23 protein-coding genes and 1 pseudogene are annotated in these 26907 nt (G+C 71.9%); 7 read left to right on the top strand and 17 right to left on the bottom strand.

Annotated features, from left to right (window positions below; translation table 11 throughout):
• Positions 1 to 184: 184 nt before the first annotated feature.
• The 9 genes and pseudogenes from MTF69_RS14145 to MTF69_RS14105 form a co-directional block, all read right to left on the bottom strand.
• Positions 185 to 997 carry an RNA methyltransferase gene (locus MTF69_RS14145; RefSeq protein WP_243334183.1) on the bottom strand — a complete coding sequence of 271 codons (813 nt, stop codon included), beginning with the start codon at positions 995 to 997 and terminating at the stop codon, positions 185 to 187.
• A gap of 66 nt (positions 998 to 1063) precedes the next feature.
• Entirely contained in the window at positions 1064 to 2284 is a 1221-nt protein-coding gene (cobA, locus tag MTF69_RS14140; RefSeq protein ID WP_243334181.1) for a uroporphyrinogen-III C-methyltransferase, read from the bottom strand.
• A gap of 561 nt (positions 2285 to 2845) precedes the next feature.
• Positions 2846 to 6082, bottom strand: coding sequence for a nicotinate-nucleotide--dimethylbenzimidazole phosphoribosyltransferase (cobT, locus tag MTF69_RS14135; RefSeq protein ID WP_243334179.1), 3237 nt, complete (start codon positions 6080 to 6082; stop codon positions 2846 to 2848).
• Positions 6083 to 6310: 228 nt separating this feature from the next.
• Positions 6311 to 7528: a precorrin-6y C5,15-methyltransferase (decarboxylating) subunit CbiE gene (gene cbiE / locus MTF69_RS14130; protein WP_243334177.1), complete on the bottom strand. Its 1218-nt coding sequence runs from the start codon at positions 7526 to 7528 to the stop codon at positions 6311 to 6313.
• A gap of 280 nt (positions 7529 to 7808) precedes the next feature.
• Positions 7809 to 8420: pseudogene (locus MTF69_RS14125) on the bottom strand (GNAT family N-acetyltransferase); the annotation flags it as partial.
• Positions 8421 to 8662: 242 nt separating this feature from the next.
• A complete protein-coding gene (locus tag MTF69_RS14120; protein ID WP_243334175.1) occupies positions 8663 to 9526 on the bottom strand; it encodes a MetQ/NlpA family ABC transporter substrate-binding protein in 864 nt (287 codons plus the stop codon).
• A gap of 101 nt (positions 9527 to 9627) precedes the next feature.
• Positions 9628 to 10296, bottom strand: coding sequence for a methionine ABC transporter permease (locus MTF69_RS14115; protein WP_243334173.1), 669 nt, complete (start codon positions 10294 to 10296; stop codon positions 9628 to 9630).
• A complete protein-coding gene (locus MTF69_RS14110) occupies positions 10293 to 11372 on the bottom strand; it encodes a methionine ABC transporter ATP-binding protein (protein ID WP_243334170.1) in 1080 nt (359 codons plus the stop codon). Before MTF69_RS14110 ends, MTF69_RS14115 begins: the two co-directional genes overlap by 4 nt.
• Positions 11373 to 11746: 374 nt before the next feature.
• Positions 11747 to 12436, bottom strand: a complete 690-nt coding sequence (locus MTF69_RS14105; protein ID WP_243334168.1) for an HAD-IA family hydrolase — start codon at positions 12434 to 12436, stop codon at positions 11747 to 11749.
• 68 nt (positions 12437 to 12504) lie between these two features.
• Here MTF69_RS14105 and MTF69_RS14100 point away from each other — a divergent pair, with 68 nt between their 5' ends.
• Together MTF69_RS14100 and MTF69_RS14095 are read left to right on the top strand one after the other, a co-directional pair.
• Entirely contained in the window at positions 12505 to 12873 is a 369-nt protein-coding gene (locus MTF69_RS14100; protein ID WP_243334167.1) for a hypothetical protein, read from the top strand.
• Positions 12866 to 13303 (top strand): hypothetical protein, encoded by a 438-nt coding sequence (locus tag MTF69_RS14095; RefSeq protein ID WP_243334165.1) that lies wholly within the window; start codon positions 12866 to 12868, stop codon positions 13301 to 13303. The genes MTF69_RS14100 and MTF69_RS14095 overlap by 8 nt, the downstream gene beginning before the upstream one ends.
• A 17-nt stretch (positions 13304 to 13320) precedes the next feature.
• Here MTF69_RS14095 and MTF69_RS14090 read toward each other — a convergent pair whose 3' ends face one another.
• The 3 genes from MTF69_RS14090 to MTF69_RS14080 form a co-directional block, all read right to left on the bottom strand.
• On the bottom strand, positions 13321 to 13827 hold the full coding sequence (locus MTF69_RS14090) for a GNAT family N-acetyltransferase (protein WP_243334155.1): 507 nt from the start codon (positions 13825 to 13827) through the stop codon (positions 13321 to 13323).
• Positions 13828 to 13864: 37 nt separating this feature from the next.
• Entirely contained in the window at positions 13865 to 14446 is a 582-nt protein-coding gene (locus tag MTF69_RS14085; RefSeq protein WP_243334535.1) for an RNA polymerase sigma factor, read from the bottom strand.
• A gap of 115 nt (positions 14447 to 14561) precedes the next feature.
• Complete coding sequence (locus MTF69_RS14080) at positions 14562 to 15749, bottom strand: glycerophosphodiester phosphodiesterase (protein WP_243334153.1); 1188 nt, start codon at positions 15747 to 15749, stop codon at positions 14562 to 14564.
• 315 nt (positions 15750 to 16064) lie between these two features.
• Here MTF69_RS14080 and MTF69_RS14075 point away from each other — a divergent pair, with 315 nt between their 5' ends.
• Positions 16065 to 16685, top strand: coding sequence for a 1-acyl-sn-glycerol-3-phosphate acyltransferase (locus MTF69_RS14075; protein ID WP_243334151.1), 621 nt, complete (start codon positions 16065 to 16067; stop codon positions 16683 to 16685).
• Between the two features lie 15 nt (positions 16686 to 16700).
• On the opposite strand, the gene MTF69_RS14070 is transcribed toward MTF69_RS14075, so the two are convergent.
• From MTF69_RS14070 to MTF69_RS14060, 3 genes are all read right to left on the bottom strand, one after another.
• Positions 16701 to 18176 carry a membrane-associated oxidoreductase gene (locus MTF69_RS14070; protein ID WP_243334149.1) on the bottom strand — a complete coding sequence of 492 codons (1476 nt, stop codon included), beginning with the start codon at positions 18174 to 18176 and terminating at the stop codon, positions 16701 to 16703.
• Positions 18177 to 18255: 79 nt separating this feature from the next.
• Complete coding sequence (locus MTF69_RS14065) at positions 18256 to 19800, bottom strand: MFS transporter (RefSeq protein ID WP_243334147.1); 1545 nt, start codon at positions 19798 to 19800, stop codon at positions 18256 to 18258.
• Positions 19797 to 20348: a TetR/AcrR family transcriptional regulator gene (locus tag MTF69_RS14060; RefSeq protein ID WP_243334145.1), complete on the bottom strand. Its 552-nt coding sequence runs from the start codon at positions 20346 to 20348 to the stop codon at positions 19797 to 19799. Before MTF69_RS14060 ends, MTF69_RS14065 begins: the two co-directional genes overlap by 4 nt.
• Before the next feature lie 85 nt (positions 20349 to 20433).
• Here MTF69_RS14060 and MTF69_RS14055 point away from each other — a divergent pair, with 85 nt between their 5' ends.
• Together MTF69_RS14055 and MTF69_RS14050 are read left to right on the top strand one after the other, a co-directional pair.
• Positions 20434 to 20952, top strand: coding sequence for an HAD domain-containing protein (locus MTF69_RS14055; protein WP_243334144.1), 519 nt, complete (start codon positions 20434 to 20436; stop codon positions 20950 to 20952).
• Between the two features lie 240 nt (positions 20953 to 21192).
• A complete protein-coding gene (locus tag MTF69_RS14050) occupies positions 21193 to 21618 on the top strand; it encodes a hypothetical protein (protein ID WP_243334141.1) in 426 nt (141 codons plus the stop codon).
• A 70-nt stretch (positions 21619 to 21688) separates the two neighbouring features.
• Here the strand turns inward: MTF69_RS14050 and argH are convergent, their stop codons facing one another.
• Both argH and MTF69_RS14040 read right to left on the bottom strand, forming a co-directional pair.
• Positions 21689 to 23119 carry an argininosuccinate lyase gene (gene argH / locus MTF69_RS14045; RefSeq protein ID WP_243334139.1) on the bottom strand — a complete coding sequence of 477 codons (1431 nt, stop codon included), beginning with the start codon at positions 23117 to 23119 and terminating at the stop codon, positions 21689 to 21691.
• Between the two features lie 124 nt (positions 23120 to 23243).
• Positions 23244 to 24437: an argininosuccinate synthase gene (locus MTF69_RS14040; protein WP_243334137.1), complete on the bottom strand. Its 1194-nt coding sequence runs from the start codon at positions 24435 to 24437 to the stop codon at positions 23244 to 23246.
• Between the two features lie 185 nt (positions 24438 to 24622).
• Between MTF69_RS14040 and MTF69_RS14035 the strand changes: the two genes are divergently transcribed.
• Entirely contained in the window at positions 24623 to 26293 is a 1671-nt protein-coding gene (locus tag MTF69_RS14035; RefSeq protein WP_243334135.1) for a HEAT repeat domain-containing protein, read from the top strand.
• Between the two features lie 32 nt (positions 26294 to 26325).
• The gene (locus MTF69_RS14030; protein WP_243334133.1) at positions 26326 to 26907 is read left to right on the top strand and encodes a pyridoxamine 5'-phosphate oxidase family protein; all 582 of its coding nucleotides are present in this window, start codon (positions 26326 to 26328) and stop codon (positions 26905 to 26907) included.

Genomic DNA, 26907 nt, shown 5'->3' with positions numbered 1-26907 from the left:
GCCTAGGGCCTGTCGTCAAACTCCCGTCTGCCTCGCGACGCCTGGCACGCGCTCTCGCCGCACCGGGCGAAAGCCAAGTACGTCCAGTACGCGGGCTTCCGCCCGGCACGCCGAGAGCACGCACCAGACCCCGCGAGGCCGCCCTTCGGGCGACGACGGGAGTTTGACGACAGGCCCCAGGGGCCTACGGGCGGCCGCCGGCCACCGCGTAGAAGGCGACGGCCGCGGCCGCGCCCACGTTCAGCGAGTCCACGCCGTGCGCCATCGGGATCCGCACCCACTCGTCGGCCGCGACCAGTGCCTGCGTCGAGAGCCCGTCCCCCTCCGCGCCCAGCATCAGTGCGACCCGCTCCAGCGTCTGCGGGGCGGCCACGTCGATCGGCGAGGCCTTCTGGTGCGGGGTGAGGGCGAGCAGCTTGAAGCCCGCCTCGCGCACCGAGTCCAGGCCCTTGGGCCAGGCCTCCAGCCGGGCGTACGGGACGGAGAACACCGCGCCCATGGAGACTTTGACGGAGCGCCGGTACAGCGGGTCCGCGCAGTCGGGCGAGAGCAGTACGGCGTCCATGCCGAGGGCGGCCGCGCTGCGGAAGATGGCGCCGATGTTGGTGTGGTCGTTCACCGCTTCCATGATGACCACGCGCCGGGTGGTGGCGAGCAGTTCCTCGGCCGTGGGCAGCGGCTTGCGCTGCATGGAGGCGAGGGCGCCGCGGTGCACGTGGTAGCCGGTGACGCGCTCGGCGAGCTCCGGGCTGACGGCGTAGACCGGGGCCGGGAGCTCGTCGATGACGTCGCGCATGACGTCGACCCACTTGGCGGAGAGCAGCATCGAGCGCATCTCGTACCCGGCGTCCTTGGCGCGTCTGATCACCTTCTCGCCTTCGGCGATGAAGAGACCTTCCGCGGGCTCGCGCCTGCGCCGGAGTTCTACGTCGGTCAGGCCCGTGTAGTCGCGCAGGCGCGGGTCGTCGGGGTCCTCGACGGTGATGAGATCAGCCACAGGGTGATACTGCCTTGTCCTGGGTGCGGTGCCAACGGCTCTGCGGGGTTGCGGGATTGCGGGGTGTCACTCGGCCGCGGGCCGGTGCACCTTCACCACGTCGCCGATCACGATGACGGCGGGCGGCCTGACCTCCTGGGCCTTGACGGTCTCCCCGACTGTGGCCAGGGTGGCGTCCACGCGGCGCTGGGAGGCGGTGGTGCCCTCCTGGATGACGGCGACGGCGGTGTCGGCGGGGCGGCCGTGGCGCACCAGCGCCTCGGCGATCAGACCGATCTTGTCGACGCCCATCAGGATGACCAGGGTGCCGGTGAGCTTGGCCAGCGAGGCCCAGTCCACCAGCGAACGCGGGTCGTCGGGGCCGACGTGGCCGCTGACCACGGTGAACTCGTGGGCCACGCCCCGATGGGTGACCGGGATGCCGGCCGCGCCGGGCACCGAGATGGAGCTGGAGATGCCGGGCACGACCGTGCAGGGGATGCCCGCCTCGGCGAGGGCCTGGAGCTCCTCCATGCCGCGGCCGAAGACGTACGGGTCCCCGCCCTTGAGCCGGACCACGGCCTTGCCGGCCTTGGCGTGCGTGATGAGGGCGTCGTTGATGGCCTCCTGGGCCATGAAACGGCCGTACGGGATCTTCGCGGCGTCGATGACCTCGACGTGCGGCGGGAGCTCGTCGAGGAGGTCGCGGGGGCCCAGCCGGTCGGCGATGACCACATCGGCCTCGGCGAGCAGGCGGCGGCCGCGGACCGTGATCAGGTCCGGGTCGCCGGGACCGCCGCCGACGAGGGACACGCCGGGAGTGTGCGGGCGGGCGGCGGTCAGGGAGCCGTCCCGCAGCCCCTCGACGACCGCGTCGCGGACGGCGGCGGAGCGGCGGGGGTCGTTGCCGCTCAGTACGGCGACGGTGACGCCCTCCACCCGGCCGGTGGCCGGGGTCCAGGCGCTCGCGGCCTCGGCGTCGTCGGCGCGGACGCACCAGATCCGCTCGCGCTCGGCTTCGGCGGAGGCGGTGTCATTGGCGGCGCGGTCCCGGGTGGCGACCAGTGCGTACCAGGCGCCGGCCAGGTCGCCGTCCTCGTAGCGGCGGCGCTCCCAGCGGATCTCGCCGGTCTCCGCCATGGCGTCCACGGAGGGCGTCGCGGAGGGCGAGATCAGGACGATGTCGGCGCCGGCCGCGATGAGCGCGGGCAGCCTGCGCTGGGCGACCTGGCCACCGCCGATCACGACGACGCGGCGGCCCGTGAGGCGGAGTCCGACGGGGTAGGCGGGGTGTGCCGGGTGTCCCATGGCGGTTGCGGCTCCTGATGCGGCGGTGACGGCGGGCCGCTGCGTCGCTGGAGCGGCTGATCGGGCGGTGACGTGCGGTGGCCCGTCCGGGGTCCACGATACGACCCACCTGCGCGGTGGTCGCCTCGGGGGCCATTGCCCTGGCCGGGCGGTGACCCGACCCATCCCTGGCTCCGCCCCAGGCCACGGGGCTCCCGCCCCATGATCCCCGGCCGGTACGCGGGCTCCCGCCCGGGGTCGGCTGCGCGGCCGCGAGGCCGACGCGGCTCATCCGGGCCCTGCGGGGCTCTCCCCACCCCGCCCCTTCCCGAAACCGGGGCTCCGCCCCGGACCCCGCTCCTCAAACGCCGGAGGGGCTGGATTCGGCCCGGAGGGGCTGGATTCGGTGACGCGGGATGCGCGCCGGGGACGGGGACGGGGTGGGGTGTCGTCCGGGACGTAAAACGTGATGTGTTGGCGCGAAAACAAGGCCATCCGGGCGCAGCGGGCACGGGGCGCCATAAATCATGAGTCCCGGACGACACCCCACCCCGTCCCCGGCACCGGCCCCCGCAGCCCCGGCTACTTCTCGGTGACACCCGCCGAGTCGAACGTAGCCACCTCGTGCATGGCCCGCGCAGCGCTCTGCACCAGCGGCAGCGCCAGCAGCGCGCCCGTGCCCTCGCCGAGGCGCAGGTCCAGGTCGACCAGCGGCCGCAGCCCGAGCTTGTTCAGCGCCGCCACGTGGCCCGGCTCCGCACTGCGGTGTCCGGCAATGCAAGCGGACAGCGACTCCGGAGCGATCGCACGGGCCACCAGCGCGGCCGCGCCGGCGCTGACGCCGTCCAGGATCACCGGGGTGCGCAGGGAGGCTCCGCCGAGGAGGAGGCCCACGATCGCCGCGTGCTCCAGGCCGCCGATGGCCGCCAGGACGCCGATCGGGTCCGCCGGGTCGGGCTGGTGGAGCTCCAGCGCGCGGCGCACGACCTCGACCTTGCGGGCGTGCGTCTCGTCGTTGATGCCCGTACCCCGCCCGGTGACCTCGCCCGGGTCGACCCCGGTGAAGACCGAGATCAGCGCCGCCGACACCGTGGTGTTCGCGATGCCCATCTCTCCCGTGAGGAGAGCCTTGTTGCCCGCCGCGACCAGGTCGCGGGCCGTCTCGATGCCCACTTCGATGGCCGCGACGGCCTCCTCGCGGGTCATCGCCGGGCCGACCGACAGGTCGGCCGTACCCGGGCGGACCTTGCGGGGCAGCAGGCCGGGCGTGGCCGGGAGGTCGCCGGCGACGCCCACGTCGATCACGCAGACCTCGGCGCCCACCTGGTTGGCGAACGCGTTGCACACCGCGCCGCCACCCAGGAAGTTGGCCACCATCTGCATGGTGACCTCCTGGGGCCACGGGGTGACCCCCTGGGCGTGCACGCCGTGGTCACCCGCGAAGATCGCCACCGCGGCGGGCTCCGGGATCGGCGGCGGGCAGACCCGCGAGAGGCCGGACAGCTGGGCCGAGATGATTTCGAGCATGCCCAGGGCCCCGGCGGGCTTGGTCATGCGCTTCTGCCGCTCCCAGGCCTCGCCGAGCGCCTTCGCGTCGAGCGGCCGGATGCTGGCGACCGTCTCGGAGAGCAGGTCGTGCGGCTCCTCGCCGGGCAGCGCGCGGCGCCCGTACGTCTCCTCGTGCACGACCCACGCCAGCGGACGGCGCTGCGACCAGCCGGCCTGCGCGAGCTCGGGCTCGTCGGGGAACTCGTCCACGTACCCGACGCACAGGTACGCGACGACCTCCAGGTGCTCCGGAAGACCGAGCGCACGGACCATCTCGCGCTCGTCGAAGAAGCTGACCCAGCCGACCCCGAGGCCTTCGGCACGCGCCGCGAGCCAGAGGTTCTCCACGGCGAGGGCCGAGGAGTACGGGGCCATCTGCGGCTGGGTGTGCCGGCCCAGGGTGTGGCGTCCGCCCCGGGTCGGGTCGGCGGTGACCACGATGTTCACCGGGGTGTCGAGGATGGCCTCGATCTTGAGTTCCTTGAACTGCTTGGCCCGGCCCTTGGGCAGCGACTTCGCATAGGCCTCGCGCTGGCGCTCGGCGAGCTCGTGCATCGTCCGGCGGGTTTCGGCGGACTTGATGACGACGAAGTCCCACGGCTGGGAGTGGCCGACGCTGGGCGCGGTGTGGGCCGCCTCCAGGACGCGCAGCAGCACCTCGTGCGGGATGGGGTCGCGGCGGAAGCCCTTGCGGATGTCACGGCGCTCGCGCATGACGCGCAGGACGGCCTCGCGCTCGGCGTCGGCGTATCCCGGGGCCGCCTCGGTGACGGGGACCTCGGGCTCGGCTTCCGGCTCGGGCTGCGGCTCGGTTCCGGCCTCGGGGGCCGGTCCGGCCGCCAGCGGTACGTCGGCCTGCGCGACGGCGACCGGCTCGGGCTCGGGCTCGGGTACCACGACGGCGGCGGGCTCGGGCAGGGGCTGCGGCTCCTCGGCCTGAACCACCGTTTCCACGACCGGCTCGGCCTCCGGCTCGACGGTGGCGGCAACGACAGCCGCGGCCTCGGCTTCGGCTTCGGGAACCGCGACGGGCTCGGGCGCCGGTACGACGGCGGCCTCGGGCTCCGCGAAGACGACGGGTTCGGCAACGGGTTCGGCGACGGGCTCCACGAGGACCGGCTCGGCCACGGCGACGGCGACCGGCACCGGCTGCGCCACCGGCACGGACTCCGGCTCGGCCACGAGGACCGGCTCGGGCCCGGCGAAGACGACGGGGGCCGCGACCGGCTCCGCGACGGGCCCGGCGACCGGTTCCGCGACCGGCTCGGCCACGGCCTCCACGACGGGTTCCGCCGAGGCTTCCGGAGCCGGCTCCACGGTCCACGGCGTCCCTGCCTGGACCGGGATCTCGACCGGCTGCTGCGCCGGGCCCGGCACGTGCCCGGCGTCGGCCGCGGCCTCGGCCTCCGTGTAGTCCAGGTACTCGGGGCCCGTGGTCGGCGGCCCGGACTGGCGCACCGGGACGGGCACCGCCGGGGTGCTCAGATCCGGGGCCACGGGCTCGGAGACGGAGGGAACGGAGGCGACCGGGACGGAGGCGACCGGGACGGGAACGGGCCCGGCCGGCGTCAGCGGAGCCTGGGCCTGGGCCTGCACGGGAGTGGCGGCGGGCGCCGGCGCCGCGGCCGGGCCGCGGTCCGCGAGGGAGCGTACGACTCCGCCGGTGGCCTCGGGCACGGGCGGGCCCATGTGCAGCGGCCGCCGCACCGGGGCCGCCGCGACGGGGGCCACCGGGGGCTGGGGCTGGGACATGGACGGCGGGGCCACGAGGCCGCCGAGGTCCAGCGCGCCGGAATCCCGGCCGCCGGCCTCGTGCGCACCGGCGCCGTAAGAGGCGTCGGCGTAGGAGGCGTCGGCGAAGGACGGCTGCTCCGCGAACGGCTGCCCCTCGAAGGACTGCTGCGGGTAACCGGCGGACTCGTAGCCGAGCGGCGCCCCGGGGACCGGAAGCTGGGCCGGGTGGGACTGCTGGTACTCGGGGGCCCCGCCGAAATCGGCGTACGGGGCGTCCGCGTACGCGGAGGGCTCGGGGAAGTCGGGGAAGGCCGGCACGGGCGGGACGACCTGGGGGTCGCTCCACGCGCCCTGGCTGCTCGGCATCAGCAGCAGTTCCTCGTCCTCCGGCTCGGCCGGGTTGTCCACGAGGTCCTGGAAGGCGTAGCTCCCGGTCGCCGGGGACGAGGGGGGAACCGGGGCGGGGACGCCCTGCTGATCCACCATGCCCGTGCTGTCCGGGAGACCCTCGCCCGGAACCTGGCCGGTGTCAGTCATGCGTACCCCTCGCCCATCGGTGTTGCCTCTTCGACTGCCCGGTCGCCCACGAGGCCTCACGTACGCCCGCACGACAACCAGTAAGTATTGTCCTGCCCGTTCGCCACCGTGTCGGCCATAACCGGCACGGTCCTCTGTGGACTGCGCCACGTCGCGCGTCCGGCCGGAGCCGCGTGCCCGAATCGTCCGGGCGGTGCGACGATCGGCCAGCCTACCCCGGGCTCGTGGCTAGGTACGGTCCGGGCGGTTAACGGGGCGTTCGGCGGCCAGCAGGAACACCACGGAGCGCTGTTGTTCGGTCCAGGTACGGGTGTCCAGGCCGACGGACTGGAGCAGCGCGCACTCGACGGCGTAGCCGCCCTCGGTCAGGACCCGGCCGATGGCCTCCGCCTCGTCGCGCGTGGAGGCGTGGCTGACGATCCGTTCGGGGCGCCGGTCGGCGACGGCGGCGACCACCGCGGCCCCGCCGCCGCCGACGCGGACGACGTCGGGTTCGGGCAGGGTTTCCAGGACGTGCGGGGCGCGGCCGCCCACGACCTGGAGCTGCACACCCCGGGCGCGGGCGGCGGCTGTTGTGCGTTCGCAAGCGAGTCGGTCGGCGTCGACGGCGATGACGGCGGCGCCGAGCGCGGCGGCGTCCACGGCGAGGGCTCCGGAGCCGGAGCCGATGTCCCAGACGAGGTCCCCGGTGCGCGGGCCGAGCCGGGCGAGCTGGGCCGCGCGCAGCTGCGTGGCCTCTCCTTCTCCTACGTCGATCTGCGGGCGGGCCCAGCCGCGTCCGGCGGCCGGGGTCGCGCTCCGGCCGAGCAGCCAGGCCGGTTCGGCGGCGGCCGCGGCGGGTCCGGTGCCGCCGATGACGATGACCACGTTGGGGTCGCGCCAGCTGTGGTCGGCGGCCTTGTCGGAGGTGAGGACCGTGACCTGTTCCTTGTCGGTGCCGAGTTCCTCGCAGATGACGAAGGTGCGGTGGACGCCTTCGAGCAGCAGGGCGAGTTCGGCGGGGCCGGCGCCGGGCGAGGTGATGACGGCGACCTTGGAGTGGGCGCGGCAGACGTTGACGGCCCGGCGCAGGGTGCGGCGGTGGGCGACGACGACCTGGGCGTCGTCCCAGGGCATCCCGGCGCGGGCGAAGGCGGCGGCGACGGCGGAGACGGCCGGTACGACCTCCACCTCCAGGCCGTGCTCCGGGGCGCGCAGGGCCCGTACGACGCCGAAGAAGCCGGGGTCCCCGTCGGCGAGGACGACGGCGGTGCCGCGGTGGCCGGCGATCCGGCGGGCGGCGAGGGACAGGCTGCCCAGGCGCACGCGTTCGGCGGTGGGCGGGACTTCGGGGAGTGCGAGGTGGTGGGCGGCGCCGGCCACCAGCGTGGCGGCGGAGAGCGCGGACCGGGCTGCCGCGGTCAGGGGGGAGCCGTCCCAGCCGATCACCGTGACCCGGTCGGCCATCGTCGTCAGTCTCCTGATGTGGGAGGGGGCCCTTCCCGGCGGTGGCCGGGGGCAGGGCGAAGCTTCGTCGAGGGGGCGGGCTTGGTGAGACTACCCGGTCTTCCGGTCAGTTCCGGTCCGAGAAGAGGGCGTAGCCGTTCGCGTCGTTCGCGTGGACGGGCTGGATCCGGTGGTCGTCGCGTGCGTCGTCGCGTGCCCCGTCTCGTGCCTCGTCGCGGGGGTCCGCGTAGCCCACGGAGTAGCCGTCCGAGTACCCGTCGCCGTAGTCGCCGGAGTACTCGTCGGAGTAGCCGGAGTAGCCGTCGGCGTCCTCGTCGAGGTCCTCGGGGACCAGGCCCCAGACGATGAGGTCGCTGCGCGTGTCGGCCCAGGAGCCGTCGGGGTTCTGGGTGCGCACTATGCAGGCGTTGCGCAGCACGCCTTCACTGATGCAACCGGTCTTCTGGGCCACTTGCTGCGAGGCCGTATTGTCGGCGGCGGTGCGCAGTTCGAGGCGTTCGAAGCGCTGGTCGGTGAAGAGCCAGCGGGCCACGGCGCGGACGGACTCGCTGGCGTAGCCCTCGCCGCGGGCCCAGGGGGCGGTGACGTAGCCGACCTCGGTGGTGCGGGTGCGCCAGTCGGTGTCCTGCAGGTGCACGATGCCGACGAGCCGTTGGGTGAGGAACTCGGTGACGGCGAAGACGATGCCGCGGCCCTCGGTGCGCTCCGTGTGGGCGGTCTTCGTGGCCCAGGTGACCGCGTCGGCGTAGGTGTAGGGGTGCGGGACGGAGGTCCAGGCGGTGACGTGTTCGTCGTTCATCATCTCGGCGAGCGCGGTGACGTCTTCTTCCTCGAAGGGGCGCAGCACCAGCCGGTCCGTGCTGATGGTGACGTCCGGGAAGGTGGTAGTCATGCGCAGCTCCAAGCCTGAGACCGTGGTGCGACCGTGATGCGAGGCGACCGTGGCGCGGGACGGTATACACGGGGCATACGGTCCGCAGCCGCGGGTCGTAGGCCACAGCATGCAGCATCGGCCTGGGGATGTGCAGGGCCGGGCTGCCCGGAAGCGGGCAGCCCGGGGCCCCGTACACCGGTGGGGCGTACGGGGCCGGTCGGGCCTGCCGGATCGGGCCGGCCCGGTGCCGCGGGCCGGATCTAGGCGACCGGCTTGCCGAAGGCCGGGATGACCGAGCCCTCGTACTTGTCGTCGATGAACTTCTTGACCTCGTCGGAGTTCAGGAGCTTGGCGAGCTTCTGGATCCGCGGGTCGTCCTGGTTGCCGTTCTTGACGGCCAGGATGTTGGCGTACGGGTTGCCTTCGGCCTTCTCCAGGACGAGCGCGTCCTTGGCCGGAACGAGCTTGGCCTCGATGGCGTAGTTGCCGTTGATGACGGCGGCGTCCACGTCGTTCAGGGCGCGCGGGACCGTGGCGGCCTCCAGCTCCTTGAACTCCAGGCCCTTCTTGTCGGTGATGTCGGACAGCTTGGCGCTGGTGCCGACACCCTCCTTGAGGGTGATGAGGTTGTTCGCGGCGAGCAGCTGGAGCGCGCGGCCCTCGTTGGTGGGGTCGTTGGGGACGGCGATGGTCTGGCCGGCCTTGATGTCCGTGAGGGCCTTGTTCTTCTTGGAGTACAGGCCCAGGGGCTCCAGGTGCACGTTCACGACGGGCACGATGTCGGTGCCGTTCTTCTTGTTGAAGTCGTCGAGGTACGGCTTGTGCTGGAAGTAGTTGGCGCCGACCTGGCCCTGCTGGGTGGCGGTGTTCGGCAGGACGTAGTCCGTGAACTCCTTCACCTCCAGCTTGAGGCCGTCCTTGGCCGCGAGGTTGTCCTTCACGAAGTTCAGGATGTCGGCGTGCGGGGACGGGGACGCCGCGACGACCAGGGGCTTGCTCTCGTCGGTCTTGCCGCCGTCGGCCTTGGTGGAGGACGGGTCCGAGGAGCTGCCGCAGGCGCTGAGGCCGAGGGCGAGCGCCGAGACGGTGGCGGCGAGGGCGGTGAGCTTGATGTTCTTGCGCACGAAGAGTGCCTTTCTTGCGTCTTGCTGTGTGGATGACGGCCCAAGCACGACAAGTGCGGGCTTTCTTGGGAAAAGTAGATGAATGTCCCGCTCGGGCGGGTTCAGGCTGTCCGGCCGCGCCGGGCGAGGAGGCGTACCACGCCGTCGCCGATGAGCTGGATCACCGTGACGAGCACGATCAGCACCACGACGGTGGCGAACATGAAGCCCGTCTCGAAGCGCTGGAAGCCGTACGTGATGGCCTTGGAGCCGAGGCCCTCACCGCCGACCGCGCCGGCCATGGCCGAGTAGCCGATCAGGGTGATCACGGTGGTGGTGACGGCCGCGATCAGGGAGGGCAGCGCCTGCGGGAGGAGCACCTTGCCGACCAGGGTCGGGATGCCGCCGCCCATGGACTCGACGGCTTCGATCAGGCCGTGGTCCACCTCGCGGACGGCGGTCTCGACGAGCCGGGCGAAGAAGGGGATGGCGCCGATGGCGAGGGGCACGATCATGGCGGTGGGGCCGATGAAGGTGCCGACGATCGCCGTGGTGACCGGGATCAGGAAGATCAGCAGGATGATGAACGGGAGCGAGCGGCCCATGTTCACGATCACGCCGAGGATCTTGTTGACCGCTCGGTTCTGGAGCATGCCGCCCTTGTCGGTGAGGACGAGCAGGATGCCGATGGGCAGTCCGCCCAGGATCGTCACCAGGGCGGACCACAACACCATGTAGAGGGTGTCGAAGGTGCCTTGCGTGAGCAGCGGCTGCATTTCGGACCAGGTCACTTCGCACCGTCCTTGACCAGCTCGGCCAGTTCGCCGTCGAGGTCGGCCTCGACGTCCGCTTCCGTATCCGTATCCGCTTCCACGACGTCCACCTGCAGGCCCTGCTCGCGCAGGAAGCCGACGGGTACGACGTTGTCCTCGTAGCGGCCGGGGAACTCGATGCGCATACGGCCGATCTGCCGTCCGGCGACGGTGTCCATCGCGGCACCGAGGATCGATATGTCGATGTTGTAGGTGCGGGCCAGCTGGGAGATCACCGGCTGGGTCGCGGTCTCGCCGTGGAAGGTGACGTCGATGACCGTGTGCTCCGCGGTGGTCGCGGACCCGGTCAGCGGGAACAGTTCGTGGGCGAGCTCGGAGCCGGGGGTGGCCAGCAGCTCGGTGACCTTGCCGGCCTCCACGATCCGGCCGCGGCGCATGAGGGCGGCCGAGTCGCAGACGGACTTGACCACGTCCATCTCGTGCGTGATGAGCAGGACGGTCAGGCCCAGCTGGCGGTTGAGGTCGCGCAGCAGCTGGAGGATCTGGCGGGTGGTCTCGGGGTCCAGGGCGCTGGTGGCCTCGTCGGAGAGCAGCACCTTGGGGTCGCCGGCCAGGGCGCGGGCGATGCCGACGCGCTGCTTCTGGCCGCCGGAGAGCTGGCCGGGGTAGGACTTGGCCTTGTCGGCGAGGCCGACGAGGTCGAGCAGTTCGGCGGCCTTGCGGGAGCGCTCGCGGCCGGAGACCCCGAGGATCTCCAGGGGCAGTTCGATGTTGCCCTGGACGGTGCGCGAGGACAGCAGGTTGAAGTGCTGGAAGACCATGCCGATGCGGCTGCGGGCCTCGCGGAGTTCCTTGCCGGCGCGGCGGCCCCGGCCGGCGAGGGCGGTGAGGTCGACCCCGTCCACGGACACGGTGCCGGTGGTGGGGCGCTCCAGCAGGTTCACGCAGCGGATCAGGGAGGACTTTCCGGCGCCGCTCTGGCCGATGACTCCGTAGACCTCGCCCTGGCGGACGTGCAGGTCGACGCCGTCCAGGGCGGTGACCTCGCGGCCACGGGACTGGTAGACCTTCGTGAGGCCCGATGTGGTGATCACAGGATTTCCGTCGCTGTCGAGTGCGCGGCGCAGCGGGTGCCGGGCACGGGGCAAACATCTGGGACGCGATACGGGGCGAACCATCGGAAAACGACGGCTTCGGCGCATGCGCGGGGCAGGAGCGGTCCTGGTTCACACGGAGGTGCCGGGAGCGGCTCGGCCGGTCTCGCTTCGGGGCGTGAGACCTGGGGCAGGGGCCCTCAGAAGGCGCGCATTCGACACATACAACGAGCACCGGGCGTCATCGTCGCCTCGGTCGCAAGGGTGCGGCTGCTCGTCGTGGTCATGGGCCCCAGTAAACCAGACGTTCCCCGTCACCGATCAAAGCCGTCCGAATAGCGGACGGATTTCGGCCGCATACCGGACAACACCGGTCAGGGCCGATCGTCCGTCTCGATCGTCACACCATCGGCTCCGACCAGCACGGACACGGCCGAGAGATCCCGTACGACCACGTCCGCGTCGAGTTCGGCGGCCGGGTGCGTTGTGGTCAAGGCCACGGTGGTCATCCCGGCGGCGCGGCCCGCGGCCAGGCCGGCGGGGGCGTCCTCGAAGACGGCGCAGCGGGCCGGGTCGACGCCGAGCCGGGCGGCCGCCAGCAGGAAGGGCTCCGGGTCGGGCTTGCCGCGGGTGATGTCGTCGGCGGCCACCATCTCCGGGCCCCCCTCCTCCCAGACGGCGATGCCGACTTCCCGCAGCCGGGCCTCGGCCAGCGGGCGGGTCGCGGAGGTGACCACGGCCCAGCGCCCGGCGGGAAGGGCCGAGAGCAGCTCCTTGGTGCCGGGGAGCAGGACCACCCCGCCCGCCACGTCCTCGGTCTCCAGCACCTCGATCCGGGCGAGCGCCGCGGCCCGTACGGCCTCGGGCAAGAGGTCGGCGATGATCTCCGCGGCCGGGCGGCCGTGGAGTTCCACCGCGGCGAAGGCCTCCTCGGTGATCCCGTACTCCCGGGCCCAGCGGGTCCAGCAGCGGTGCACCGACTCCATCGAGGAGATGAGCGTGCCGTCGTTGTCGAACAGCAGCGCGTCGAATTGCGGGCCGAGCTTCCCGTGCAGCAGCTTCATGTCTTCAAGGAAAGCCCCGGGGCAGGGGTGAGCGCATCGGGTCTTTCGGCCCGTAATACCCTCGCTGCATGCTCGACGCCCTGACGCTCGCCATCGGCGTGGCCGCACTCGCCCTCGCCGCCTGGTGCGGTTTCGCCGCCTCGCGGGACCAGCCGACCAAGGACTGGCACTTCATCGGCATGGCCGTGGTGACCGTACTGGTCCTGGCCCAGCTGGTGATCGGCCTGGTCCAGCTCGCCCGCGGCGAGGAGCCCGGCCAGGGCACGGTGCTCTTCCTGGCCTACCTGGTGGGAGCCTTCGCGACCATCCCGGCCGCGGGGCTGCTCTCGCTGAGCGAGCGGACCAAATGGGGTTCGGTGACGGTGGCCGCGGGAGCGTTCGTCCTCGCCGTGCTCGAAGTACGGCTCTACGACATCTGGGGAAACACCGGTGCCTGATACCGACACGGACGCCACGGCCACCGCGACCCCGCCGCCGGCCGGGCGCAAGCGACTGGTGACCGGGCCCGGGGTGCTGCTCGTCTGGTTCTACGGGGTGATCACCGTCGGCGCGGTCTCGCGCTCGATCTACCAGATCTCCACCGAGTTCGACCGGGCGCCGCTCGCGTACTCGCTGTCGGCCGCGGCCGCGCTGGTCTACGCCTTCATCACGTACTCGCTGGTGCGCGGCGGTGAGGCGGCCCGCAAGGCGGCGCTGATCTGCTGCGCCGCCGAGCTGACCGGCGTACTCGTCGTGGGCGCCTGGACCCTGGCGCGGCCCGACGCCTTCCCCGACGCGACCGTGTGGTCGGACTTCGGGATGGGTTACCTGTTCATCCCGGTGATCCTGCCGATCACCGGGATGCTCTGGCTCCGCGCGAAGCGCTAGCCATCAGGCGCTAGCCGTCAGGCGCTGACCGCGAAGTCGGTGGCCTCCTTGGCCTCCTTCTCCAGGATCACCAGGCGGACGCCGTCGGACGCGGTGCGCCCGCCGACCTGGGTGTAGCCGGCCTTGCGGTAGAGCCGCAGGTTCGACTCGCTCTTGTGTCCGGTGAACAGCCGGAAGCGGGTGGTCGCGTCGTTGCCCGACAGGGCCGCCTCGACCGCGCTCAGCAGCCGGGCGCCGAGGCCGTGGCCCTGGAGCCGGGGGTGCACGCAGAGCTTGGTGATCTTGCCGGTGCCCGCCTCGTCGACGGTGCCGCGAACGGCTCCGACGATCTCCTCGCCGAGCCGGGCCACCAGGACGGTGTCCGAGGCCAGCTCGGCCTTGAGGGAGTCCAGGGACTGGGTGAGCGGCTGGATGCGGTAGTTGCCGTACAGCTCGGCCTCGGTCTGGAACGCCAGATACTGCAGCTTGATGATCTGCTCGGCATCCTCGGCGTCTGCCGCCGAAATGGTCACGCTCATACCCATGTGCGCATGCCTCCCGCTCACCTGGTGGCCTGTTGGTCTACCGCTCCATTCCCCGCAGGGCGGGAGCCGCAACCTCTACGGCCAGCATTCTGCGCAGACATCCCAGGCAACGGGAACGGACGGGCCCCAAACTTCCTTGTGAGATACCCAACTCTCCTGCGATTTCACGGTAGGTGAGGTCCCTGGGCGAAAGAAGTGCCCTCATGAGCTCCGGACACCTTCCGGGCAATCGGGCGACCGCCGATCGGAGGGCCCGGTTCTCCTCTCCGTGCAGGAGGGCGTCTTCCGGTTCCGCACCCGTACTGGTACGGCTCCCCGCGCCGGGCCCGCCGTGCACCGAGTGCTGGCGGTGGCCGTCCACGGAGTGATGACGGTAGTCATACGGAACTTCGCGCCGGGCCCGGCGCCGCGCCCGGCGGGCCTCGCCGCGGACCGCCCGGCGCAGCCAGTCGGCGGGTTCGGCGGGGATGCGGCGGTGCTCCAGCAGCCTGACCCAGACGGCTTGTTCCAGGTCGGCGGCGTCCACCCCGGTGCCCGCGGTCTCGGCGGCCGCTTCCGCGGAGAGCAGCGGGCCGAGCGTTTCGTACAGGTCGGGGAGGTCAGCCTTCAGCAGGTCCATGCCGGGCGGGACGCGAAGGCCGTGCCGGGCGGTTTCCCCGCCGGGCACGGCCCACTCGTACGAGAAGCTGCGGCCGGCCGTTGACGGTCAGCCGTCGACGTCCAGCCCTCGACGTCTAGCCCTCGACGCCGCGGCCCGGGCGGAAGGCCTCCGCCGCGAGCAGTCCGGTGTCGGGGTGGTCGGTGAAGATGCCGTCGATGCCCTGTTCGAAGTAGGCCTTGAAGGCCCCGAAGGCGTCCCCGTAGGCCGTCGGGTCGGTGCCCTTGCGGTAGTCGGCCGGCAGGAAGTTGTTCTCGTTCCGCGCGGTGTAGGGGTGCAGGATCAGGCCCCGCGCGTGGGCGTCCGCGACCAGGGTGGTGGGGGCGCCGAGCTTGCCGGAGGCGTCGCGCGGCAGGATCAGGTCCATGGTCGGCCCGATGCCCTGGGCGAAGCCGGCGATCCACCGCAGACCCTCGGGCTTGACCAGATCGGCGACCGTCCGGGGATCCTTGGCCAGCTCGAAGTCCCACGGGCGGGTGCCCGCCGCCGAGAGGAGCACCACGCGCGGGCTGGAGACCAGCCGGGAGAGCCGCTGGATGCTGGAGGGTTCGAAGGACTGCAGGAAGACCGGGGCGCCCCGGCCGTCGCGCCCGTAGCGGCGCAGCAGTTTGGCGAGGGGCTCCTCCAGGCCGAGGCCCAGGCCGCGGAAGTAGCTGGGGTGCTTGGTCTCCACGTGCAGCCACACGCGCTTCCCGCGCCGCCGGCCCTCGCGGTCGGCCCAGCGGAGCACCTCTTCGAAGGTGGGAACGTCCCAGCGGCCGTCGTAGAGCGTGTTGCGCTGCCGGAGGGCGGGGATGCGTTCCTTCGCGCGCAGGGTCTTCAGCTCGGCGAGGGTGAAGTCCTCGGTGAACCAGCCCGTGACGGTGACGCCGTCGATCGTCTTGGTCGTCTTGCGGGACGCGAACCCGGGGTGGTCTGCGACGTCCGTCGTGCCGCCGATCTCGTTCTCGTGGCGGCAGACCAGGTGGCCGTCCTTGGTGGGCACGAGGTCCTGTTCGACGACGTCGGCGCCGAGGTCCAGCGCGAGCTGGTAGGACGCGAGCGTGTGCTCGGGCCGGTAGCCGCTGGCCCCCCGGTGCCCGATGACCGTGGGCACCGGCAGGTCCCGGTAACCACCGCCCCGGCCGCTTCCCGCGACTCCCCCGTGGCCGCTCTCCGCCGCCGCGGCCTGACCGCCGCCCGCCACCAGTCCGCCGAAGGCTCCGCCCGCCGCGACGACGGCCGCGCCCAGTACCGTGCGCCGCGCTGCCCCACCCTGTGTCATCAGTGCCACTCCCCACCGGACAGGGCCGGGCGTCCCGGGATCTCCGGGGCCTTCGGCCCGAATCCGCGTGCCGATGGTAGGCAAGCGTCGGTGGCGGGCGGGGGTGCGCGGGCGGAACACGGCGGAAACGTGCGTCAACACTGCGTATCCACCTCGTGAACCCGATGTGCGATCAGAGCGGACCCGCGAGTATCGTCCTCACCTGCACTACCGCCGCGTGTGGTGGGTGCGAGAACCTTGCTTTTCGATGCCGGAGGGCCCACGTTGTTCCGTACGCGCCTGATCAAAGCCACTGTCGGACCTGTCATGCGCCTGATGTTCCGCACCCGCGTCGAGGGCATCGAGAACATTCCGGGCACCGGGCCGGTGATCCTCGCGGGCAACCACCTCACCTTCATCGACTCGATGATCCTGCCGCTGGTGTGCGACCGCACGGTCCACTTCATCGGCAAGGACGAGTACGTCACCGGCAAGGGCATCAAGGGCCGGGCCATGGCCTGGTTCTTCACCGGCGCCGGCATGATCCCCGTGGACCGCGACGGGGCCAACGGCGGCGTCGCCGCCCTGATGACCGGCCGCCGGATCCTCGAAGAGGGCAAGATCTTCGGCATCTACCCCGAGGGCACCCGCTCCCCCGACGGCCGCCTCTACCGCGGCCGCACCGGCATCGCCCGCCTGACCCTGATGACCGGCGCGCCCGTCGTCCCCTTCGCGATGATCGGAACCGACAAGCTCCAGCCCGGCGGCGCCGGCATGCCGCGACCGGGCCGGGTCACCGTCCGGTTCGGCGAGGCGATGGAGTTCTCCCGGTACGAGGGCATGGACCGCGACCGCTACGTGCTGCGCGCCGTCACCGACTCGGTGATGGCCGAGGTCATGCGGCTCTCCGGCCAGGAGTACGTGGACATGTACGCGACCAAGGCGAAGGCCGCGTAGCTCTCCTGCCGCCGGCTACTGCCGTTGCAGTGACCGGCTGACGCCCGCCGCGGTCGTCGTGGCGAGGACCCAGCCGGTCACGATCAGCAGGTACGACAGCCACTGGTACCAGCCGTCCGGCGCGAACGGCGCCTCCTGGCCGAAGCCGATGATCGGCAGCATCAGGTCGATCGTGTAGAAGACCGGGTTGAACTCCGGCGCCTCCCCCGGCTTCAGCTCCCGGGGCGGGTGGAACCCGTACGCGACCGTTCCCGTGATCAGCAGCGCCAGCAGCCAGCCCGCGGCGCGCAGCGGCCGGAAGCCGTAGCCCACCGTGGTGTCCTGGAGCAGTCCCCAGAACCTGGCGGCCCGGGGCAGGGTGCGGCGGTGCCGCCGCAGTTTGGCGAGCAGGACGGTCCGCGCCCCCGCCTCGTCGCCTGCCGTCCGGTAGGACGTGGCGAGCTGTTCGTAGGCGTGCGGGAGGTAGCCCGACTCCTCGCGCTCCAGGACGGGCAGTCTCTGCTCGGCGGGAACGTGCGGGCTGAGGGCGCGGTAGGTGAGTCCCGCGATGCGGACCTGCGGCGGCCAGGTCTCGGGGGTGATGTGGAGCAGGTCGAACTGGGAGCGGCGCAGGTTCACGCCGCCCTGGACGGTCGGGCAGTTGCGCAGCCACACTTCGCCGGCGACACAGCTGGAGGCGCGCAGGGCGACCCCGCCGGGGTTGATGAGGCGGGCGTAGGCGAGGTTCAGCTGGCCCGGTATCCGGGAGCCGGTGAGGTTGACCCGGCCGCGGGCCTCCAGGCGCATGGCGCGCAGGTCGGTGCCGACGCCCAGGATCTCGGCGTGCAGGGCGGTCCCGCCGGGGGCGAGGAGCCGGGCGTCGTCGAAGTTGATCTGGCCGCCGACGGTGGCGCCGTTGATGCGGGTCTGGCCGTGGACGGTGAGTTCCATGGCGATGACGTCGGTTCCGATGTCGGCGTGGTTGAACTGGAGCGCCGCCTCCTGGCCCTCCTCGGCCGGGCCCGCGGTGCCGATGACCGCCTTCCGGAGGAAGAGTCCGCCGGCTATCCGGGCACCCGCGAGGCGTACCGGCCCGGTGATGCGGCAGCAGGACAGCCGGAGCGCGAGGTCGACGCGGACGGTGTTCGCGGTGAGGCCGGGAAGGGTGGAGTCGTTGGCCACGAAGACCCGCAACTGGGCTCCGTAGAGCAGGGGTTTGCGTTCGAACCAGCAGGCCCGCAGCCGGATCGGGTGCTCCACGACGGCGTACTTGAGGTTCAGCTTGCCGGTGATCCGCGCACCCCGGACGTTGAGTCCGGCGACCTGCCCTTCGGCGGTGGGGCCACCCAGCAGGAGCGCGGTGAGGACCTCGGCGCGCACGGTCCGTTCCGGCCCCCAGTCGGCGCCGCCGGAGCCGGTTTCCCCGGGTTCCTCAAGGAAGTCGACGCGCTCCCCGCTCGGGAAGGCGTCCCATACGCGGCGCTCCGCCGGGGTCAAGTCGTTGATCTCCATCGCCGGGATGGTGTCCCGTGGTTCCACGGACTGTCAACTCCGTGCAGGACACCGCCCCCTGACGAGCCGCCACGTGGCGTCAGTGCTCGATGCCGTCCTGGAGCTCCTGCCCCTTGAGCAGGAACCAGGCGGCCACGGCGGTGGCCAGCAGGACGGCCGCGCCCACGCCGGAGGCCAGCCGCAGGCCGTCCACGAAGGCTTCCTGGGCTGCGCCGACCATCTGCTGGGCGGTCTGCGGGTCCAGTGACCTGGCCGCTTCGACGGCGCCGCCGAGCGATTCGTGGGCGGCGTCGGCGACGGGTCCGGTGACGGAGGCCGGGGCGGTGAAGCCCTGGTAGACGCCGGTGACGACCGAGCCGAGCAGGGCGATGCCGAGGGCCGCGCCCAGTTCGTAGGCGGTCTCGGAGACGGCCGAGGCGGAACCGGCCTGCTCCTTGGGCACGCTGGAGAGGATCACGTCGGCGGTGACGGTGAAGGAGAAGCCGGCGCCGAGGCCGACGATGAGCAGGGCCGCGCCGAGCAGCGGGTAGCCGGTCTCCTTGTGGATCACGGTCAGCGCGGCCAGCGCGATGCCGATGGCGGCGAGGCCTCCGGTCACGATGGCCCGTACCCCGTACTTGCGGGCGTACTTGCCCGCGACCAGGCCGGTGACCACCGCGCCGACGGCGGCGGGCAGTTCGGCGAGGCCCGCTTCGAGCGGGTCGCGGCCCTGGACGAGCTGGAGGAACTGGGAGAGGAAGAAGACAAGTCCGGACAGGCCGAAGACGGTGAGGAGGTCGGCGAGGACCGCGCCGGAGAACCCGCGGTGCTTGAAGAGCCGCATGTCGAGGAGCGGGGCCGGCAGCGTGAATTGGCGGCGTACGAAGGTGTGGAGCGCGCCCGCTCCGATGACGGCGGCCGCCCACACCTCCCAGCCCATGCCGTGGGTGGCGACCTGCTTGACGGCGTAGACCACGCCGATGATGCCGACGAGGGACAGGCCCACGCTGAACAGGTCCCAGGGTCCGGCGACCGGGTTCTTGGACTCGGGCAGCAGCTTGATGCCGACGATGACCAGGACGACCATCACGGGGACGTTGATGAGGAAGACCGAGCCCCACCAGAAGTGCTGGAGCAGGGCTCCGCCGACCACCGGGCCGACGGCCGCGCCGGCCGAGGCGGTGGCGCCCCAGATGCCGATGGCGAGGCTGCGCTCCTTGGGGTCGTGGAAGATGTTGCGGATCAGGGCGAGGGTGGAGGGCATCAGGGTCGCGCCGGCCACGCCGAGCAGGGCCCGGGCGACGATCATCATCTCGGGGCTGGTGGCGTAGGCGTTGAGGACCGAGACGGCGCCGAAGGCGGTCGCGCCGACGAGGAGGAGCTTCTTGCGGCCGATCCGGTCGCCGAGGGAGCCCATGGAGACGAGCAGGCCGGCGATGACGAAGGAGTAGATGTCGCCGATCCACAGGAGCTGGGTGCCCGACGGCTTCAGGTCCTCGCTGAGGGCGGGCGTGGCGAGACCGAGCACGGTGGCGTCGACGGCGACCAGCAGGACGGCCAGGACGAGCACGGAGAGCGCGAGCCAGCGCCCGGGGCTCCGGCCCTCGGCCCCCTTCGTCTGGGTCAGCTGTTCGGTACGGCTCATTTCTCCACACTCCGTCGGGCGCCACCGAGCAGCAGCTCGATGATCATGTACTGAAAGTCCTTGGCCGCGACCCGGCCGTCCATGACGGCCCAGGCGCAGGCGCCGATGAGGCTGTAAAGGGCCTCGGTGAGCCAGGCGGGGCTCAGGTCGATCCGGATGTCGCCCTCGTGCTGGCCGCGCCGGAAGAGCGCGCCGACGCGGGCGTCGAGGCGGGCCCAGCCCTCGTTGACCTGGTCCCCCTCGAAGAGCTGGTTCTCGGTGACGAGGAAGGCCAGCAGCTCGGCATTGGGCTCCGCTTCGGCGACGAGCCTGCGGAGCGCGTCGATCGCCGTGCCCTCGCCGAGGCGGGCGTTGTCGAAGGCCACCTCGAACTCCCGGATCCCGAGCTCTTCGAGCGCCCGTACGAGGGCGTCGCGCCCGGCGAAGTGCCGGTGGAGGGTCGCGCGGCCGATGCCTGCGGCCCTCGCGACCTCGTCCATCGTGGCGGTCGATTTGCGGGAGAGCAGGGCGGCGGCGGCGCGGAGCGCCTGATCACGATCCATGGCCATGAGACAACCATAACCCGAATGAGACGTCGATGTCTCATCGAATAAATGAGGTGCCCCTTCGGGCGCCGGAAGGAAGCATGCCGAGATGAACCCGAAGCCCCTGCTGCTGATCGACGTGGACGGCCCCCTGAACCCCTACGCGGCCAAGCCCCAGCGGCGCCCCGAGGGCTACCGCACCCACCGGATGCGCCCCACGGGCTGGACCGGGGCGGAGAGTGCGAAGCCGCTGCGGGTCTGGCTGAATCCGGACCACGGGGCGGAACTGCTCGCGCTCGCGGACGCGTACGAGCTGGTCTGGGCGACCACGTGGAAGGGCGAGGCGAACGAGTGGATAGGCCCGCACCTGGGACTGCCGGAGCTTCCCTGGATCGACTGGCCGCAGATGCACGGGCGCGCACCGCGCGGGACGTTCTGGAAGACCCAGTACATCCTGGAGTGCGCGGGCGGGCGGCCCTTCGCCTGGATCGACGACGACATCACGGACATGGACCGCGCGTACGTGGAGCAGCGCCACCCCGCGCACGCGCTGCTGCTGCGGATCGACGAACGGATCGGGCTGGTCCGGGCCGACTTCGACGCGCTGGCGGACTGGGCCGACCAGTGACGAAGGGTGATTCGATCATTACTGCCCGCATTCGTCGCGATCATGCTGACCCGTCAACGGGCCCCACGAGGAAATCCCCATCGAACGAACGCGCTCACGCCGCACGGTTTGATCATTTGGAGTGACTGGGCCCTCAAGATCTTCCCCGACCGGCCGGGGAAGGAGGAGCCTCCTCTCCAGTGGGCCCTTACCCGGGGCGGGTTCACCTGCCACTAGTCCGTCTTGAGCAGGGAGAGAACCATGAACGGATCGAAGAAGCTGGCCTTCGGGGCCGTAGTGCTGGCACTCACGGTCGGCGCCGGCCTAGCCGTGTCCTCCGCGTCGGCCGAGCCGAGGGAGGCGGCCCGCGCCGCGGTGACCACCTCCGCCTGGGCCAAGGTCAACGCGAACGGTCAGGTGCTGGGCTCCTCGGGCGTCAGTGCGGTCCGGAAGTTCGGCATCGGCCGCTACAACATCGACACCTACGCTGATCTGAGCAACTGCGCCCTGCTGGGCACGATCAACACGAACGACGTGAACGACCCCGGTCCGGGCAGCTCGTCCATCCTGGTCGGCAAGGTGGGTGCGCACACCCTCTACATCCGCACCGCGACACCGTCCGCCGGCGGCACCGCCGCCGTGGACAGTGACCGGCCGTTCTCGGTCACCATCATCTGCGGCGCCTGATCCTCGGCAACGCCGAAGGGGCGGTGACGGCCGTTCGGCCGTCACCGCCCCTTCGGGGCCCGGATCCCGGTCAGTTCTTGTGCGCCGCCCAGGCGTGCTGGATGACCAGGTCGGCCTTCAGCTCCGTGAGCTGGATCGCGACCGCCGACGGGGCGGTGCCGCCGCGGCCGTCGCGGGAGGCCAGCGCGCCCTTGACGTTGAGGACCGTACGGACCTCCGGCGTCAGGTGCTCCGAGATCTTCGCGAACTGCTCGTCCGTCAGCTCGTCGAGCTCGATGCCGAGCCCCTCGCACTCCTTGACGCAGCTGCCGGCCACCTCGTGCGCCACCCGGAACGGCACGCCCTGCTTGACCAGCCACTCCGCGATGTCGGTGGCCAGCGAGAAGCCGGCCGGAGCCAGCTCCTCCATCCGCTCCCGGTTGATCGTGAGGGTGGCCATCATCCCGGTGAAGGCCGGCAGCAGGACTTCGAGGGTGTCGCAGGAGTCGAAGACCGGCTCCTTGTCCTCCTGGAGGTCCCGGTTGTAGGCCAGGGGAAGGGCCTTCAGGGTGGCGAGCAGGCCCGTCAGGTTGCCGATGAGGCGGCCCGACTTGCCGCGCGCCAGCTCGGCGATGTCCGGGTTCTTCTTCTGCGGCATGATCGACGAGCCCGTGGAGAAGGCGTCGTGCAGGGTCACGAAGGAGAACTCCTTCGTGTTCCAGATGATGATCTCCTCCGCGATCCGCGACAGGTTGATCCCGATCATCGCGGTGACGAAGGCGAACTCGGCGACGAAGTCGCGCGAGGCCGTGCCGTCGATGGAGTTGCCGACCGAACCCCGCTCGAAGCCCAGGTCGGCGGCGACCGCCTCCGGGTCCAGGCCGAGTGAGGAGCCCGCCAGGGCGCCCGAGCCGTACGGGGACACCGCGGTCCGGGTGTCCCACTGGCGCAGCCGCTCCGCGTCCCGGGACAGGGACTGCACGTGGGCCAGTACGTGGTGGGCGAAGAGCACCGGCTGCGCGTGCTGCAGGTGGGTCCGCCCCGGCATGGCCACGTCGGCGTGCGCCTCGGCGAGGCCGACCAGCGCGTCCTGGAGCTCGGCGATCAGGCCGCCGATGATCCGGGCGTGGTCGCGCAGGTACATGCGGAAGAGGGTGGCGATCTGGTCGTTGCGCGACCGGCCGGCGCGCAGCTTGCCGCCGAGGTCGGCGCCGAGCCGCTCCAGCAGGCCGCGCTCCAGCGCGGTGTGGACGTCCTCGTCGGCGATGGTGCCGGTGAAGGAGCCGTTCTCCACGTCGATCGCGAGCTGGTCCAGGCCTGCGATCATGCGGCCGAGCTCGTCGGCCGTGAGCAGGCCCGCCTTGGCGAGCACGCGGGCGTGGGCCTTGGAGCCCGCGATGTCGTACGGGGCCAGGCGCCAGTCGAAGTGGACCGACGCGGACAGCTTCGCGAGGGCCTCGGCGGGACCGTCGGCGAACCGGGCGCCCCAGAGCCGGACGTCACCACCGTTGTTGCTGCTCACAGCTACTGCTCCTCAAGAACGTGCATGGCTTCGGATGTGCAACCGCCTCCCCGCCGCGGAGGTAACGGGGAGGTGGTTCGTACTACGGGGTCCGGACGGGAACATCCGGACGGGACCAGCCGGATCAGGCGAGGTCGCGACGGGCGGCGATCTTCGAGGACAGACCGAAGATCTCGATGAAGCCCTGGGCCTTCGACTGGTCGAAGGTGTCGCCCGAGTCGTAGGTCGCGAGGTTGAAGTCGTACAGCGACTCGTCCGACTTCCGGCCGGTGACGACCGCGCGGCCGCCGTGCAGGGTCATCCGGATGTCGCCGCTGACGTGCTGGTTGGCCTCGTTGATGAAGCCGTCCAGCGCCCGCTTCAGCGGGGAGAACCACAGGCCGTCGTAGACCATCTCGCCCCAGCGCTGCTCGACCTGCCGCTTGTAGCGGGCCAGTTCGCGCTCGACGGTGACGTTCTCCAGCTCCTGGTGGGCGGTGATCAGCGCGATCGCGCCCGGGGCCTCGTACACCTCGCGGGACTTGATGCCCACGAGCCGGTCCTCGACGATGTCGATCCGGCCGATGCCCTGGGCCCCGGCGCGCTCGTTGAGCTGCTGGATGGCCTGGAGCACGGTGACGGGCTTGCCGTCGATGGCGACCGGGACGCCCTCCTTGAAGGAGATGACGACCTCGTCGGCCTCGCGCGGGAGGGCCGGGTCCGCGGTGTACTCGTAGATGTCCTCGATCGGCGCGTTCCAGATGTCCTCCAGGAAGCCCGTCTCGACGGCGCGCCCGAAGACGTTCTGGTCGATGGAGTACGGGGACTTCTTGGTGGTCGCGATCGGCAGGTCCGCCTTCTCGGCGAAGGCGATGGCCTTGTCGCGGGTCATCGCGTAGTCGCGGACCGGGGCGATGCACGTGAGGTCGGGGCCGAGGGCGGCGATGCCGGCCTCGAAGCGGACCTGGTCGTTGCCCTTGCCGGTGCAGCCGTGGGCGACGGTGCTCGCGCCGTGCTTGCGGGCGGCGGCGACGAGGTGCTTCACGATGGCCGGCCGCGAGAGGGCGGAGACCAGCGGGTAGCGGTCCATGTAGAGGGCGTTCGCCTTGATCGCCGGGAGGCAGTACTCGTCGGCGAACTCGTCCCGGGCGTCGGCGACCTCGGCCTCGACCGCACCGCAGGCGAGCGCCCGCTTGCGGATGACGTCCAGGTCCTCGCCGCCCTGACCGACGTCCACCGCGACGGCGATGACCTCGGCGCCCGTCTCCTCGGCGATCCAGCCGATGGCGACGGAGGTGTCCAGACCGCCTGAATAGGCGAGTACGACGCGCTCGGCCACGGGGTTCTCCTTACAGGTGCATCCGCCGTTGCATCCAACAGCTAGGCATAACTATGCACTGCTCCGTATGTTTCGTCAATTGAGCCCGGGGTGCGGGGGGCGCGAGGGGCCTGACCAGCATGGATATCCGGAGGCCCTGCACCCGAGCGGCCGTCTACCATCGGCGAACGACTCGGGGAGGGCGCATGAGGGCCGGTACACGGCGGGACATATCCATGGGGCAGGAAGCCGCGGTGGAGCTCCTCCGGGGGAAGCGCGCCCCGGTCGGCGGCGTGCTCGCATCGAACGGACCCGACGCCTGGACCGCCTTCGACGAGGAGGTGCGCCGGATCGGCCGCCGCTCCTACGAGCCCCTGCGCAGCAAACGGATCGAGGCCCGGCTCTGCGACCCCGACGGGCGGGTCCGCGCGTCCGCACTCGTCGCGTGGGGGCTCCCGCCGCTCAAGGTCTTCCTGCTCTGGCACGTCTCCTGGGTCCCGCTGCTGCGCCGGCGGGTCCGCCAGGAGCTCCGCTGGGCCGCGGGCCCGCCCCTCGAGCTCGTCGTGCTCCGCTGCGCCGACTGGGCCCCGCCGGTCCGGGGGCGCGCCCGGCGGGTGCTGGGCCGGGCCGTGGCCAAGGATCCCGCCGGATGGCTGGTCCGGCTCACCCCGCTCATCCTGCGGCTGAGCCGGCGCGAGCACGGCGCCTGGGCCCTGGAGCAGCTGGAGGCCGCCCTCAGCGGCCGGTACTCCCTGCTCGCCGCCTGGTGGCACCCCGGGCGGCCCTCGACCACGTGGAGCTGGAACGCCCTGACCGCCGCGCAGCGCGGCCTGATCCTGGACCGGCTGCACCGCTCGGCCGACCCGCTGACCCGGCGCTTCGCCGCCCGCCTCGCCCTGGAGATCGGCGGGATCGGCGGGGTCGGCGGGGTCGGCGGGATCGGCGGGATCGGCGTACGGGAGCTGGCGTGGCGGGCCGCCTCGGAGCCGGACCCGGCCGCGGCGCGGCTGTGGACCGATGCCGCGCTGCGGGCCATGGCCGACGACGGGCCGGACCACGCGGCGATCGACGCCCTGCTCGATGCGAACAGCCCGACGGTCCGGGCCGCCGGGGTCACCGCCCTGCGCCGGGCCGGTCGGGCCGCCGAGGCCCCGTGGTACCTGGCCGATCGCAGCGGACTCGTACGGGCCTGCGCGCGCTGGCTCGTCTCCCAGGACGGCGGGGACCCGTCCGCGCACTACACCGCTCTGGTCACGGACGCCGGGCAGGTGTCCCGGTACGCGGTGACCGGCTTCTCCGAATGCGCGGAGCGGGCGGACGCGCCGCTGCTGCGGCCCCTGCTGGGCCACCCCTCCGCCGGGGTGCGGGCCGCCGCCGTGGCCGGGTTGCGCCGGCTGGACGACGCCACCGACGACGCGCTGCTGCTCCCCCTGCTGGACGACCCGTCGGCCTCGGTGTCCCGCGAGGCGGCGCGGAGCCTGATCCCGGCAGTACTGCGGCTGGACGAGGGCCACCTCGCCGAGCGGATCGCGCCCGAACGCCCCCTGCACGTACGCCGGGCCGCCTTCCGGCTGCTGTGCGTCCCGGGCGGGATCCGCGAACTGCGGGCCGCGGTGACCGTCTCGAAGGACCCCGACCCCGTATTGCGCCACGCGGCGCGGGCGATCGTGCTCGACTGGGACTGGGAGTTCACGCTCCGCACGAGGAAGGCGGAGCTGCCCGAGCTGAACGCGCTGCTCACACACTCGGAGCAGGTGTTCCGGCCGTACGACCTGTGGCTGCGCCGCTCCCGGCTCGGTCTCACCGGCTGTACGGCCTGTGGCTGCGGCTGTGACTGCGCCGGTCCCGGCCCGGTCTCACCCGTTGAAATCCGGTGACCGACCCCTGACCACAGGCAGATAATCGGATCATGGGAAAGCTCTACGACCGCATTGACAGCCGCATGCGCACCTTCATCGAGGAGCAGCCGGTCTTCTTCACCGCCACGGCCCCGCTCTCCGGTGACGGCCATGTCAACCTCTCGCCCAAGGGCCGCGCCGGGACGCTCGTCGTCATCGACGAAACGACCCTCGCCTACCTGGACTTCGGCGGCAGCGGCGCCGAGACCATCGCGCACGTCCGCGAGAACGGCCGCATCACGCTGATGTGGTGCGCGTTCAGCGGACCGCCCAACATCGTGCGCATCCACGGCGACGGCGAGGCCGTCTTCCGCGACGACCCTCGCTGGGACGGGCTGCTCGAGCGGTTCGCAGACGCCGACGGGCCCTCGGCGCGCGCCGTCATCCTCGTGAAGACCCGGCGCATCGCCACCGTCTGCGGGTTCGCCGTCCCCTTGATGGACTACCAGGGCGAGCGCACGCTGCACGCGGAGTACTTCGGCCGCAAGACGGACGAGGAGTTCAACGAGTACTGCGAGAAGAAGGAGTTCGTCGGGGTGAGCGTCGACGGCCTGCCTGCGCTGCCGCTGCCCCTTCCGCCCCGTACCGTCTGA

Source organism: Streptomyces sp. AP-93 (genome assembly GCF_022808175.1).
Classification (GTDB): Bacteria; Actinomycetota; Actinomycetes; order Streptomycetales; family Streptomycetaceae; genus Streptomyces.
This window is presented reverse-complemented; position numbering and strand designations above follow the sequence as displayed.

Coding starts and splice junctions, on each gene's coding strand:
- MTF69_RS14030 (WP_243334133.1), top strand. CDS start 26,326: ATGGGAAAGCTCTACGACCGCATTGACAGCCGCATGCGCACCTTCATC.
- MTF69_RS14090 (WP_243334155.1), bottom strand. CDS start 13,827: ATGGGTATGAGCGTGACCATTTCGGCGGCAGACGCCGAGGATGCCGAG.
- MTF69_RS14060 (WP_243334145.1), bottom strand. CDS start 20,348: ATGGCCATGGATCGTGATCAGGCGCTCCGCGCCGCCGCCGCCCTGCTC.
- MTF69_RS14035 (WP_243334135.1), top strand. CDS start 24,623: ATGAGGGCCGGTACACGGCGGGACATATCCATGGGGCAGGAAGCCGCG.
- MTF69_RS14050 (WP_243334141.1), top strand. CDS start 21,193: ATGAACGGATCGAAGAAGCTGGCCTTCGGGGCCGTAGTGCTGGCACTC.
- MTF69_RS14080 (WP_243334153.1), bottom strand. CDS start 15,749: ATGACACAGGGTGGGGCAGCGCGGCGCACGGTACTGGGCGCGGCCGTC.
- MTF69_RS14065 (WP_243334147.1), bottom strand. CDS start 19,800: ATGAGCCGTACCGAACAGCTGACCCAGACGAAGGGGGCCGAGGGCCGG.
- MTF69_RS14075 (WP_243334151.1), top strand. CDS start 16,065: ATGTTCCGCACCCGCGTCGAGGGCATCGAGAACATTCCGGGCACCGGG.
- MTF69_RS14085 (WP_243334535.1), bottom strand. CDS start 14,446: ATGGACCTGCTGAAGGCTGACCTCCCCGACCTGTACGAAACGCTCGGC.
- MTF69_RS14055 (WP_243334144.1), top strand. CDS start 20,434: ATGAACCCGAAGCCCCTGCTGCTGATCGACGTGGACGGCCCCCTGAAC.
- cobT (WP_243334179.1), bottom strand. CDS start 6,082: ATGACTGACACCGGCCAGGTTCCGGGCGAGGGTCTCCCGGACAGCACG.
- cbiE (WP_243334177.1), bottom strand. CDS start 7,528: ATGGCCGACCGGGTCACGGTGATCGGCTGGGACGGCTCCCCCCTGACC.
- cobA (WP_243334181.1), bottom strand. CDS start 2,284: ATGGGACACCCGGCACACCCCGCCTACCCCGTCGGACTCCGCCTCACG.
- MTF69_RS14100 (WP_243334167.1), top strand. CDS start 12,505: ATGCTCGACGCCCTGACGCTCGCCATCGGCGTGGCCGCACTCGCCCTC.
- MTF69_RS14070 (WP_243334149.1), bottom strand. CDS start 18,176: ATGGAGATCAACGACTTGACCCCGGCGGAGCGCCGCGTATGGGACGCC.
- MTF69_RS14105 (WP_243334168.1), bottom strand. CDS start 12,436: ATGAAGCTGCTGCACGGGAAGCTCGGCCCGCAATTCGACGCGCTGCTG.